This is a genomic window from Methylobacterium sp. Gmos1, assembly GCF_053764715.1.
The window spans coordinates 531,985-543,758 of sequence record NZ_JBSNCC010000004.1; the positions used below are offsets into that span (position 1 = coordinate 531,985).

Here is an 11,774-nt window from a genome sequence, read left to right on the forward strand (position 1 = left end):
CGGTATGCCGGGTCGCGCGCTTGCGGCGACAACGCGCGCCGGCGCAGTCAGTTCCGCAGCCATCCGGAACGAATGCTCCCTCACGGCGTTGAGGCGTGAGGGCCGACGCGCGAACGACAACACCAAGGGGACCTGAATGTCGACAGCACAACTCGTGGTGCAGCACCTGCCCTACCTGCGCCGCTACGCGCGCGCCCTCACGGGCAGCCAGGTGGCCGGCGATGCCTACGTGGCCGCGACGCTCGAAACGCTCGTGAACGAGCCCGAGACCCTCGGGCGCAGCACCAACGTCAAGGCCGACCTGTTCCGCGTCTTCACCCGGATCTGGAACTCGCTCTCCGTCAACGGCCAGACCGAGCAGGCGCAGCACGACCTGCCGGCCGAGGTGCGGCTCGGCCAGATCACCCCGCTGCCGCGCCAGGCCTTCCTGCTCTCCTGCCTCGAGGGATTCTCCGAGGAGGACGCCGCCACCATCCTGGGCGTCGACGTCTCGGAGGTCCGCGACCTCGTCGACGAGGCCGGCCGCGAGCTCGCCGCCGACATGGCGACCGAGATCCTGATCATCGAGGATGAGCCGCTGATCGCCATGGACCTCGAGGCCCTGGTCGAGGGTCTGGGCCACAACGTCACCGGCGTCGCCCGCACCCGCACCGAGGCGGTCAAGCTCGCCTCGACCAAGCGCCCGGGCCTGATCCTCGCCGACATCCAGCTCGCCGACGGCTCGTCGGGCCTCGACGCGGTCAACGACCTCCTGAAGTCGTTCGAGGTGCCGGTGATCTTCATCACCGCCTACCCGGAGCGCTTCCTCACCGGCGAGCGGCCCGAGCCGGCCTTCCTGATCGCCAAGCCCTTCCAGCCCGCCAACGTCTCGGCGGTGATCAGCCAGGCGCTGTTCTTCCAGCAGAGCGCCCGCCGCCGCGAGGCCCGCGCGAGCGCCTGACGCCGCGCGCGACCACAGCACGGATCCGAAGGCCCCGGGCCCGCCGCGAGGCGGGTGCCGGGGCCTCGTCTTTGCCGGTGCCGCCTGTGCGGCGTGACAGCGTCGACATGACAGTATCGAGCGGCCGCAGGGCGCCGGTTCGTGCCGTCTCGCCGACGCCCCGAGCAGAGGCGGGGCCGGGCCGATCTGCAGGCGCGCATGGTGCTTTGTGCCTGCCGGCGTCCCCGCGCAGGCCGTGGCCCGCAGCGGGGGAGGGGGCGCCCGCTCGTCCGACGACCCGTCCGGCTCTCACACCACCGCCATCTCCCGCGCGGGCCGGCGCCACCTCGCGGGACCGTCGCGGTGGACGGAGGTGCCGGCGGCGTCGACCGCGACCGTCACCGGCATGTCCTCGACGATGAACTCGTGGATCGCCTCCATGCCGAGATCGCCGAAGGCGAGCACCCGCGCCGACTTGATCGCCTTCGACACGAGATAGGCCGCGCCCCCGACCGCGATCAGGTAGGCGGCCCCGTGGCGGGCGATGGTCTCGACGGCGGCCGGACCCCGCTCGGCCTTGCCGACCATCACCAGGAGCCCGGTCCGCGACAGGATCGGCTCCAGGAACTTGTCCATGCGCGTCGCGGTGGTCGGGCCGGCCGGCCCCACCGCCTCGTCGCCGACCGCATCGACCGGCCCGACATAGTAGATCGCCCGGTCGCGCAGATCGACGGGCAGCGGCTCGCCCGCCTCCAGCATCTGGGTCAGGCGCAGATGCGCCGCGTCGCGCCCGGTGAGCAGGCGGCCCGACAGCAGCAGGGTCTCGCCGGCGCGCCAGGTCGCCACCTCCTCGCGGGTCAGCCGGTCGAGGTCGACCCGCCGCCCGGCGGCGGTGGCGACGCTGATGTCCTGCGGCCAGAGGTCGAGGGAGGGCGGGGTGAAGACCGCCGGACCGCTGCCGTCGAGGGTGAAGTGGGCGTGCCGGTCGGCGGCGCATTGCGGGATCAGGCCGACGGGGAGCGAGGCGGCGTGGACCGGAAAGGTCTTCAGCTTCACGTCGAGCACGGTGGTGAGGCCGCCGAGCCCCTGCGCCCCGATGCCGAGCGCGTTGACCCGCTCGAAGATCTCCAGGCGCAGCTCCTCCTCCTTCGAGGACGGGCCGCGGGCGCGGATCTGCGGCAGGTCGATGGGGTCGAGGAGCGAGAGCTTGGCGAGCGTCATCGCCTTCTCGGGCGAGCCGCCGACGCCGATGCCGAGCATGCCGGGCGGGCACCAGCCGGCGCCCAGCGTCTCGACCGTGCGCACCACCCAGTCGGCGACGGAATCGCTCGGGTTGAGGGCGGCGAACTTCGCCTTGTTCTCCGAGCCGCCGCCCTTGGCCGCGACGTGGACCTCGACCGTGTCGCCCGCTACCATCTCGACGTGGAGCATGGCGGGCGCGTTGTCGCCGGTGTTGCGGCGCCCGAACAAAGGCTCGGAGACGACGGAGGCGCGCAACGGATTGCGCTCCTCGCGCCAGGCCCGGCGCACTCCCTCGTCGACGATCTCCTGGAGCGAGCGGTTCGACACGATGCGGGCGTTGAGCCCGACCTTCATGAAGACCTGCGCGGTGCCGGTATCCTGGCAGATCGGCCGCCGGCCGAAGGCGGCCATGCGGGAATTGACCAGGATCTGCGCCATCGCGTCCCGGGCCGCCGGGCTCTCCTCGCGCCGCCAGGCATCGGCGAGGTTCTGGATGTAGTCCGCCGGGTGGTAGTACGAGATGAATTGCAGGGCGTCGGCAATGGAGGCGACCAGGTCGTCTTCGCGGATGGTGGCCATGGTTGTCCTCCCGAGACAATGATCTGATCACCGCAGCTGTAATTTTATAAGGCGCGGGATCCCCTCTCCCGTGTGGGAGAGGGGTAGGGGCGATCGAAGATCGCGCGGGGTGGCGCGCTTCCGTATGAAGCACTTACCGTCGTGCCGGCAGCTCGACGGTTGAGTTCGATCCTGAACCCGAGCCACCCTCACCCCCGACCCCTCTCCCACATGGGAGAGGGGAGTGTGCTGGACTTTACCGGTGTTGCGGAAGGTCTACGCCGCAAATTCCCGCCGGATCGCCTCGGTGTGCTCGCCGATCCCCGGCACCCGGCCCAGCGCCGGCGCCTGGCCGTTGCGCAGTGCCGGCGGCGCCACGATCGAGGCCGGGCCGGCCTGGGTCTCGACGGTGACCCGCCGGAGCGCCGGGTGCGAGACGAGGTCGGCGAGCCCGTTGACGAAGCCGAAGGCCGTGCCGGCTGTGCGCAACCGGTCCGCCGCCTCGTCGCGGCTCAACTCCGAAAAGACCTTCGCCACCACGGCGTCGACCTCGGGCCGGTTGGCCACCCGGGCGTTGTTGCTCTCGAAGCCCGCGCGCGCGGGCAGGTCGGGCTGGCGCAGGAACTCGGCGCAGAACTTGCGCCATTCGCGCTCGTTCTGGATCGAGAGCAGCACCATCGCCCCGTCCCGGGTCGGGAAGGCGCCGTACGGGCAGATCGACGGATGCGCCAAGCCGACCCGCTGCGGCGCCCGGCCGGTGCCCTCGAAGTAGAGCAGCGGCACGTTCATCCAGTCGGCCATGCCGTCGAACAGGCTGACCTCGAGCTTCGCCCCCTCGCCGGTGATGCCCCGGGCGATCAGCGCCTCCAGCACCGCGGCGTGGGCCGCCATGCCGCAGGCGATGTCGCAGACCGACACCCCGACCCGGCCGGGACCGGCCGGGTGCCCGGTGATCTCGGCCAGGCCGCTCTCGGCCTGGACCAGGAGGTCGTAGGCCTTCATGTCGGAGTAGGAATGGCCCGAGCCGTAGCCGGTGACGTCGACCGTGATGAGCCGCGGATAGCGCGCCCGCAAGCTCTCCGAGCCGAACCCGGCCCGCGCCGCGGCGCCGGGGGCCAGATTCTGGATGAACACGTCGGCCTTGGCCAGCACCGCGTGGAGGAGCCGGGCATCGCCCGGCTCCTTGATGTCGGCGACCAGGCTCTCCTTGCCGCGGTTGAGCCAGACGAAGTAGCTCGCCAGGCCGTTGACCGCGGCGTCGTAGCCGCGGGCGAAGTCGCCCTCCGGCCGCTCGATCTTGATGACGCGGGCGCCCGCGTCGGCGAGGCGCGAGGAGCAGTAGGGGGCTGCCACCGCCTGCTCCAGCGCCACCACGGTCAGGCCCTTGAGCGGCAGGACCCCATTTCCCACTGCCCCGCTCCCCGTCGCCATGATCGTCAGACCCCGTGCTTGATCGCGATCATCTTCATCGAGCCGAAGCCGTAGAGCGCCTCGAAGCCCTTCTCGCGGCCGTGCCCTGAGCCCTTCACGCCGCCGAAGGGCAGTTCGACGCCGCCGCCCGCGCCGTAATTGTTGACGAAGACCTGGCCCGACTTGATGCCCTTCGACAGGCGCAGGGCCTTGCCGAGATCCTGGGTCCAGATGCCGGCGGCCAGCCCGTACTCGGTGCCGTTGGCGACCCTCAAGGCCTCGGCCTCGTCGCGCACCCGGATCGCCACCAGGACGGGCCCGAAGATCTCTTCCTGGGCGAGGCGGTGGTCGGGCGGCACGTCGCCGATCAGGGTCGGACGGACGTAGTAGCCCTCGCCCGGGACGTTGGTGCCGAGTTCCCCCTCGGCCAGGATGGTCAGGCCGTCGCGGCGGGCGAGGTCGATGTAGCTCTGCACCCGCTCGCACTGCTTGGCGTTGACCACGGGGCCGAGGTCGAGGTCCTGCTCGCCCGAACCGACGCGCAGGTCCTTGAAGCGCTTCGCGAGATCGGCGGTGAAGCTGTCGTAGATCGCGTCCTCGATCACCACGCGGGAGCCGGCCGAGCAGGTCTGGCCGGCATTCTGGGTGATCGCCTTGACGATGACGTTGCCGGCCTCCGAGAGATCCGCGTCGGCGAAGACCACCTGGGGCGACTTGCCGCCGAGCTCGAGCGTCACCGGGATCGTGTTCTTGGCCGCCGCCGTCTGGATCAGGGTTCCGACCTCGCGCGAGCCGGTGAAGCTGATGTGGTGGATGCCCTTGTGGGAGGCGAGCGCCGCGCCCGCCTCCTCGCCCAAGCCCGTCACCACGTTGAGGCTGCCGGCCGGGAAGCCGGCCTCGGCCGCGAGCTTGGCGAGGTGCAGCGCCGAGAGCGAGGTGTCCTCGGCGGGTTTCAGCACGACCGCGTTGCCCATGGCGAGCGCAGGCGCCACCGAGCGGCCGGTCATCTGGAGGGGGTAGTTCCACGGCACGATCACGCCGACGACGCCGTGCGGCTCGTAGACGGTCATGACGGTGAAGCCGTTCTGGAACGGGATCGTGTCGCCGTGCACCTTGTCGGCGGCGCCGCCGTAATACTCGAAGTAGCGGGCGCAGACCTGGGCGTCGTTGCGGGCGAGCGTCATCGGCTTGCCGACGTCCTCGCTCTCCATCTTGGCCAGGATCTCGGCGTCGCGGCGGATCAGCTCGGCGAGCTTCAGCAGCAGCCGGCCGCGGGAGGCGGCGTCGAGCCGGCCCCACTCGCCGTCCATGGCGGCCTGGCCGGCCTTGACGGCGGCGTCGATCTCGGCCGCGCCGCCACGGGCGATGCGGGCCATCTCCTGGCCGTGCGACGGGTTGAGTACCGGCAGGCTCGCCTCGCTGCCGGTCCAGGTGCCGCCGATGAAGTGCTGGTGGGCGTTCATGCTTCAACCTCCCGTGGCGGCCGGCCGCCCTGACGGCGGCCGGCCAGCTCTTGGGCGCGGTGTTACCGCGCCGGGAGGTCGTAATCCAATATCATCGACGGGTACCCGCGATAGAATCGCGATATGGCGCCGGGCATCCCCGATCGTGCGGGAGGGACGTGGAGCGCCATGGCGATCGCTGTCGCCGCACGCCGGGTTGCCGAGGCGGGGCGGATGCGCGGCGCGCCCCGTCCCCGCTTCGGTCCGCCGTCCTTTACCGGCCGCCGCCGCTGTTGCTGCTGCCCTGCGGCACCGCCCGCTCCGGCTGGCCGGCATTGCCGCCGGCGGCCGAGTTGCCGGTGATGGTCGAGGCGCCGGTCGGTCCGGGCGCCACAACGCCGCCGGTGCGGCCGCCGGTGTTGTTCTGCGTCGGCGCGACGGTGCCGGTGGTGGCAGGCGCCGTGCCCATCGTGCCGGGGGCGGTGGAGGGGGCGGCGGTCTGGGCCGACGCCGCGCCGGCGACGAGAAGGCCGGCGGCGAGTCCTGCGAGAATCGAACGCATGCTGCTCTCCTGTCGGATCCCGAATTCGCTAGATCCTGGACCCGATAACGCGCGCGATCTGATCCGGTTCGACTGTCGTCAACTGTGATGCGCGATGACGCGGCGCAGCATCGCGCAGCATTCCTCCAGATCGGCGCGGCCGATCGACTCGTCGGGGCGGTGCGCCTCGGCGATGCGGCCGGGGCCGCAGATGATCGACGGGATGCCGGCGGCCTGGAACAGCCCGGCCTCGGTGCCGTAGCTCACCGCCCCGAGCGCCGCCCGGCCGGACCAGGCCTCGGCGAGGCTCCGCAGGGGCGCGTCGTCGGGCAGGTCGAGGGCGGGGTAGAGCGACAGCACCTCGCTCTCGACCGCGACCATGCGCCCGGCCGCCTGCAGCGGCGCCACGAGGTCACCGATGTCGGCCTGGAGCGCGTCGTGGATCGTCATCGGGTCGGTGCCCGGCACGGCGCGGGCCTCCCACTCCACCCGGCAGGTGTCGGGCACGACGTTGACCCCGGTGCCGCCGGCGATGACACCGACCTGGAGCGTCGAGGCGGCCGGCTCGAACAGCGGGTGGAACGGACCCCGGCGGGCAAGGCCCTCGTGCAGGCCGCGCACCAGCCCGACGATGTCGGCGGCGAGATGCACGGCGTTGTCGGCGAGGTCGGGGCGCGAGGAATGGCCGGCCCGGCCGCGCACGGTGAGGCGCCCGGCGACCTTGCCCTTGTGGCGCAGGACCGGGCGCATCTCGGACGGCTCGCCGACGAGGCAGGCGGTGGGGGGTGCGCAGAGCTCGGGCAGCCGCGCGATCATGTGGCGGACGCCGACGCAGCCGACCTCCTCGTCGTAGGACAGGGCGAGGTGGATCGGCCGGGCGAGCCGTGGCCGCACCATCTCGGGCACCAACGCCAGCAGGCAGGCGACGAAGCCCTTCATGTCGACCGCGCCCCGCCCGACCAGGCGGTCCCCGATCGAGCGCAAGGCGAAGGGATCGCCGCTCCAGCCCTCGCCGGCCGGCACCACGTCGAGGTGGCCCGACAGGACGATGCCGGGCACGTCGCGCGGCCCGATCGTCGCGAACAGGTTGGCGCGGTCGCCCTCCGGCCCCGGCAGCACCGTCGCCTCGACGCCGTGGCGGGCGAGACGGTCGCGCACCCAGTTCACGATCGCGCCGTTGGGCGTGCGGCAGACGGACGGGAACGCGACGAGGTCGGAGAGCAGGGCGGCGGCGTCGGACATGGGTGGTCTCGGGGGCGGTCTCGGGCGGGGCTTTGGCGGAGCATAGCCCGGGCGGGCGGGCGCTCCCCGGTCGAAGCGGGGCTCGCGGCGGCAGAACCTGCGGCGGGAGACGCCCGGCGCGGCAGGAAACCGCCGTCGCTCCGGAGGGGGCGACTCCGGGCGACGATTCCGGTCACCGACGATCCGGTGAGCGTCCCGATCCGGAGCAAGGTCGGTCCGGGATCAGATGCCGACGATCACGGCCCGGGGATCTTCACGAGCGTCACGACGGCGCCCAACATGGCGGCGCCGGCCGTGAACGCCGCGAAGATGGCGGTGTACGGGGCGATCGTCGCGTCGCGCGCCAGCTTCCGGCCCTCGGCGGACGGCTTCAGCCCTCCTTCGAGACCGCTACGCGGCACCTCAGGATGAGGGCGTGGGTGGGAAAGAAGGACGTTCCGCGGCACCGCCCTCGCAGGTCGACGGGCTCTCATCGGTCGGCGGGCCGCTCGCCCACCATCACACCGAATGAGGAGCACAGGCCGGCCCGTCGATGAGAGATCGGACGCGGCGCCGGGCGCGATCCCCGCCCGCCCGTCATTTCTGCCGCCCCGCCCCGTCAAACCCGCACCCCGCGCGGGCCTGCGGGGCCAGATCGGCAAAATATCCCGCCGTCCTCCGCGCATGGTCGGGGCCCAGCCGCCCGGAGCCCCGAGACCCATGCGCCCCAATTCCCTGATCGAGCTCGACCGCGACCACCTCATCCACCCGGTGATCTCGTGGAAGGGTCACGAGGCGCGCGGCGCCACGGTGCTGCAATCGGCGCAAGGCGCGTACCTCACCGATGCGGAAGGCCACACCCTGCTCGACGGGTTCTCGGGCCTGTGGTGCGTCAATGTCGGGTACGGCCACGAGTCGATCGTCGAGGCGGCGGCCGAGCAGATGCGGCGGCTGCCCTACGCCACCGGCTACTTCCACTTCTCGAGCGAGCCGGCGATCCGCCTCGCCGCCCGCCTCGCCGAGCTGGCGCCGGGCGACCTCAACCACGTCTATTTCACGCTGGGCGGCTCGGACGCGGTCGATTCGGCGGTGCGGTTCATCCGCTATTACCACAACGTCACCGGCCGGCCGGCGAAGAAGCACATGATCGCCCTGGAGCGGGGCTATCACGGCTCCTCGACCATCGGCGCCGGGCTGACCGCGATTCCCGCCTTCCACGACGGCTTCGACGCGCCGACGCAGCTCCAGCACCACATCCCCTCGCCCTATCCCTACCGCAACCCGGCCGGCGACTCGGACGAGGCGGTGATCGCCGCATCGGTCGCGGCGCTGAAGGCCAAGGTCGAGGAACTGGGCCAGGACAACGTCGCGGCGTTCTTCGCCGAGCCGATCCAGGGCTCGGGCGGGGTGATCGTGCCGCCGGACGGCTGGTTGAAGGCGATGCGCGAGACGGCGCGCGAGCTCGACATCCTGTTCGTCGCCGACGAGGTCATCACCGGCTTCGGCCGCACCGGCCCGCTCTTCGGCTGCGAGCATGACGGCGTGGTGCCGGACCTGATGACCACCGCCAAGGGCCTGACCTCGGGCTACAGCCCGATGGGCGCGGTGCTGATGTCCGACCGGATCTACCGCGCCATCGCCGACCACGCCCCGGCGAACAAGCCGATCGGCCACGGCTTCACCTACTCGGCCCACCCGGTCAGCGCCGCGGTCGGCCTGGAAGTGCTGCGGCTCTACACCGAGGGCGGCATCCTGGAGAACGGCCGGCGCGCCGGCGAACGCTTCACCGCGGGCCTCCGCCGCCTCGCCGATCACCCCCTCGTCGGCGACGTGCGGGTGCGCGGCCTGCTCGCCGGCGTCGAGATCGTCACGAATAAGGCCAAGCGCACCAAGCCGTCACCGGACCTCGGCATCTCCGGCCATCTCGCCCGGTTCGGCTACAGGAACGGCGTGATCTTCCGGGCCTTCGCCGACGACATCGTCGGCTTCGCTCCGCCGCTCTGCTGCACGGACGAGGACATCGACACCCTGCTCGCCCGCTTCGAGCGGACGCTGAACGACGTCCTCGACGTCGCCGACGTGCGCGCCGCGCTGGCGTGAGAAGGCTTCTCGCTATGACGACCAAGAACCGCCACTACCGCATCGCGGTGATCCCCGGCGACGGCATCGGCAAGGAGGTTGTGCCGGAGGGCGTCCGCATCCTGGAGGCCGCCGCGGACAAGTTCGGCTTCCGTCTCGACCTGGAGCACCACGCCTTCGGCTCGTGCGACTACTACGCCGCGCACGGCACGATGCTGCCGGCGAGCTGGAAGGAGCTGCTGACTCCCACCGACGCGATCTTCTTCGGCGCCGTCGGCTGGCCGGCGACGGTGCCGGACCACGTCTCGCTCTGGGGCTCGCTGCTCCAGTTCCGGCGCGAGTTCGACCAGTACGTCAACCTGCGCCCGGTCCGGCTGATGCCGGGCGTGCCCTGCCCGCTCGCCGGCCGCGAGCCCGGCGACATCGACTTCTACGTCGTGCGCGAGAACACCGAGGGCGAGTACTCGTCCGTCGGCGGCACGATGTATCCGGGCACCGAGCGGGAGATCGTGATCCAGGAGACGGTGATGAGCCGCCACGGCGTCGACCGGATCCTGAAATTCGCCTTCGACCTCGCGCAATCGCGTCCGAAGAAGCACCTGACCTCGGCCACCAAGTCGAACGGCATCGCCATCACGATGCCGTACTGGGATCAGCGCGTCGAGGCGATGGGCGAGCGCTATCCGGAGGTGCGGCGCGACAAGTACCACATCGACATCCTGACGGCGCACTTCGTGCTCAACCCCGACCGGTTCGACGTGGTGGTGGGGTCCAACCTCTTCGGCGACATCCTGTCGGATCTCGGGCCCGCCTGCACCGGCACGATCGGCATCGCGCCGTCGGCCAACATCAACCCGGAGGGGCGCTTCCCCTCGCTGTTCGAGCCGGTCCACGGCTCGGCGCCGGACATCGCGGGCCAGGGCATCGCCAACCCGGTCGGCCAGATCTGGACCGCCGCGATGATGCTGGAGCATCTGGGAGAGGTGGAGGCGGCAAGCGCCATTGTGGCGGCGATCGAGGCGGCTCTGCGGGATCCGGCCTCGCGCACCCGCGACCTCAAGGGCACGGCGAGCACCCGCGACGCGGGAGAGGCGGTGCTGCGGGCGTTCGTGGTGGGGTGAGGCGTGGGGCGGGCCGGAAGCGTGAGGTGTCCCGGACCGCCCCGAAAGGTAGATCTGTATGACATCGTCACACAGCATGATACGGTGAGGTGCCTAGCGAGGTGCCTTGATGAGACGCAGCAAGCCGGTCACCGTCACTCTGGCCGAGATGCAGGAAAAGGTCGAGGCGCGGGTCCGATCGGGTGCCTACGCATCGGTCAGCGAAGTCGTGAGGGCAGGTTTGCGCGCTCTCGACCGGGAAGAAGCAGCGCTCGACACCGTGCTCCGCCAGAAGGTGCAAGAGGCTCTGAACGATCCGAGCCCCCCCATTCCTGCCGACCAGGTGTTCGAGGAACTGCGTGCGTATCACGCAGAGCGCCTGAAGACCGCCGGCCGTGACGCGTGAGATCGTCTTCCACCGCCTCGCTCGTGCTGACCTGTTCGATATCTACGACTACATTGAACGGCAGAGCGGCTCGGCGCGAGCGAGCACGTATCTCGGTCGTATCGAGACGGCCTGCAACGGCCTCAAAGATTTTCCCGAGAAGGGAACGCCGCGCAATGACATTGCGGTCGGAGTGCGAACCTGGCGATCGAGCGCAGGATCCTGATCGTCTACCGCCTGCCACAAGGGCAGGTGGAGATTCCGCGAGTCCTTTATGCCGGACGCGATTTCCAAGCCGACCAGTTGCCTCACTGAGTATCTACCTCCCGATTGAGGTGGAACCATTGCGGGCGGAATCAGACAGAAGCGTCTCTCGGCAGCACGACAGGGGACAGGCGACGCCTCCTGCCGTTGCTTGATCCAGCCCGCTCAGTCGGCGGATTGCGAGAGGCCGAACCGCTCATCCACCCAACCGGTCACCCCACCGATCATCACCTTCACGGGCAATCCGAGTTCGGCTAGGTGCAGGGCGGCCTTGTCGGCGCCGTTGCAATGGGGACCGGCGCAGTAGACCACGAACAGCGTGCCGGCGGGCCACTCGGCCATGCGCCGGGGCGTCATCTTGCCCCGCGGCAGGTTGAGGGCGCCGGGGAGGTGGCCCTTCGCGAACAGGGACGGCCCGCGCACGTCGAGGAGCACGAAGCCGGGCTCGGGGCTGGCGAAGGCGGCGTGCACGTCGGCGCAGTCGGTCTCCAGGCTCAGGCGGCGGGCGTAATGCGCCGCGACCTCGGCGGCGGGGGCAGGGGGAACGGCGGTGACCGGGTTCGATATGACGGCTTCGCTTTCCTCTCGACCGCCCTATCCTGCCCTCTCCGCC

At 71.0% G+C, this 11,774-nt stretch carries 12 protein-coding genes; 5 read left to right on the plus strand and 7 right to left on the minus strand.

Annotation, left to right across the window (positions count from 1 at the left end; genetic code table 11):
• Window positions 1–136 precede the first annotated feature (136 nt).
• Entirely contained in the window at window positions 137–940 is an 804-nt protein-coding gene (locus ACS5PV_RS11570; protein ID WP_048446558.1) for a response regulator, read from the plus strand.
• Between the two features lie 288 nt (window positions 941–1,228).
• Here ACS5PV_RS11570 and ACS5PV_RS11575 read toward each other — a convergent pair whose 3' ends face one another.
• From ACS5PV_RS11575 to ACS5PV_RS11600, 6 genes are all read right to left on the minus strand, one after another.
• Entirely contained in the window at window positions 1,229–2,740 is a 1,512-nt protein-coding gene (locus ACS5PV_RS11575) for a fumarate hydratase (protein ID WP_455395472.1), read from the minus strand.
• 255 nt (window positions 2,741–2,995) lie between these two features.
• Window positions 2,996–4,129, minus strand: coding sequence for a CaiB/BaiF CoA transferase family protein (locus ACS5PV_RS11580; protein WP_455395473.1), 1,134 nt, complete (start codon window positions 4,127–4,129; stop codon window positions 2,996–2,998).
• Window positions 4,130–4,155: 26 nt separating this feature from the next.
• A complete protein-coding gene (locus ACS5PV_RS11585) occupies window positions 4,156–5,592 on the minus strand; it encodes an aldehyde dehydrogenase family protein (protein ID WP_455395474.1) in 1,437 nt (478 codons plus the stop codon).
• 253 nt (window positions 5,593–5,845) lie between these two features.
• Window positions 5,846–6,133, minus strand: coding sequence for a hypothetical protein (locus ACS5PV_RS11590; protein ID WP_455395475.1), 288 nt, complete (start codon window positions 6,131–6,133; stop codon window positions 5,846–5,848).
• Between the two features lie 78 nt (window positions 6,134–6,211).
• Window positions 6,212–7,354: an acetylornithine deacetylase gene (gene argE / locus ACS5PV_RS11595; RefSeq protein WP_455395476.1), complete on the minus strand. Its 1,143-nt coding sequence runs from the start codon at window positions 7,352–7,354 to the stop codon at window positions 6,212–6,214.
• 236 nt (window positions 7,355–7,590) lie between these two features.
• Complete coding sequence (locus ACS5PV_RS11600; RefSeq protein ID WP_455395477.1) at window positions 7,591–7,800, minus strand: hypothetical protein; 210 nt, start codon at window positions 7,798–7,800, stop codon at window positions 7,591–7,593.
• Between the two features lie 253 nt (window positions 7,801–8,053).
• On the opposite strand from ACS5PV_RS11600, the gene ACS5PV_RS11605 reads away from it, so the two are divergent.
• The 4 genes from ACS5PV_RS11605 (at window position 8,054) to ACS5PV_RS11620 (ending at window position 11,123) form a co-directional block, all read left to right on the plus strand.
• Window positions 8,054–9,433, plus strand: a complete 1,380-nt coding sequence (locus ACS5PV_RS11605; protein WP_455395478.1) for an aminotransferase class III-fold pyridoxal phosphate-dependent enzyme — start codon at window positions 8,054–8,056, stop codon at window positions 9,431–9,433.
• A 14-nt stretch (window positions 9,434–9,447) separates the two neighbouring features.
• On the plus strand, window positions 9,448–10,533 hold the full coding sequence (locus ACS5PV_RS11610; protein ID WP_455395479.1) for a tartrate dehydrogenase: 1,086 nt from the start codon (window positions 9,448–9,450) through the stop codon (window positions 10,531–10,533).
• A gap of 109 nt (window positions 10,534–10,642) precedes the next feature.
• On the plus strand, window positions 10,643–10,918 hold the full coding sequence (locus ACS5PV_RS11615) for a type II toxin-antitoxin system ParD family antitoxin (protein ID WP_455395480.1): 276 nt from the start codon (window positions 10,643–10,645) through the stop codon (window positions 10,916–10,918).
• The gene (locus ACS5PV_RS11620) at window positions 10,908–11,123 is read left to right on the plus strand and encodes a type II toxin-antitoxin system RelE/ParE family toxin (protein WP_455395481.1); all 216 of its coding nucleotides are present in this window, start codon (window positions 10,908–10,910) and stop codon (window positions 11,121–11,123) included. The genes ACS5PV_RS11615 and ACS5PV_RS11620 overlap by 11 nt, the downstream gene beginning before the upstream one ends.
• Window positions 11,124–11,326: 203 nt before the next feature.
• Here ACS5PV_RS11620 and ACS5PV_RS11625 read toward each other — a convergent pair whose 3' ends face one another.
• Window positions 11,327–11,728, minus strand: coding sequence for a rhodanese-like domain-containing protein (locus ACS5PV_RS11625; RefSeq protein ID WP_455395547.1), 402 nt, complete (start codon window positions 11,726–11,728; stop codon window positions 11,327–11,329).
• Between the last annotated feature and the right edge of the window lie 46 nt (window positions 11,729–11,774).

Bases quoted from the DNA above. Each gene is read 5' to 3' on its own strand.
- ACS5PV_RS11570 (WP_048446558.1), top strand. From the start codon at position 137: ATGTCGACAGCACAACTCGTGGTGCAGCACCTGCCCTACCTGCGCCGC.
- ACS5PV_RS11575 (WP_455395472.1), bottom strand. From the start codon at position 2,740: ATGGCCACCATCCGCGAAGACGACCTGGTCGCCTCCATTGCCGACGCC.
- ACS5PV_RS11585 (WP_455395474.1), bottom strand. From the start codon at position 5,592: ATGAACGCCCACCAGCACTTCATCGGCGGCACCTGGACCGGCAGCGAG.
- ACS5PV_RS11590 (WP_455395475.1), bottom strand. From the start codon at position 6,133: ATGCGTTCGATTCTCGCAGGACTCGCCGCCGGCCTTCTCGTCGCCGGC.
- argE (WP_455395476.1), bottom strand. From the start codon at position 7,354: ATGTCCGACGCCGCCGCCCTGCTCTCCGACCTCGTCGCGTTCCCGTCC.
- ACS5PV_RS11605 (WP_455395478.1), top strand. From the start codon at position 8,054: ATGCGCCCCAATTCCCTGATCGAGCTCGACCGCGACCACCTCATCCAC.
- ACS5PV_RS11610 (WP_455395479.1), top strand. From the start codon at position 9,448: ATGACGACCAAGAACCGCCACTACCGCATCGCGGTGATCCCCGGCGAC.
- ACS5PV_RS11615 (WP_455395480.1), top strand. From the start codon at position 10,643: ATGAGACGCAGCAAGCCGGTCACCGTCACTCTGGCCGAGATGCAGGAA.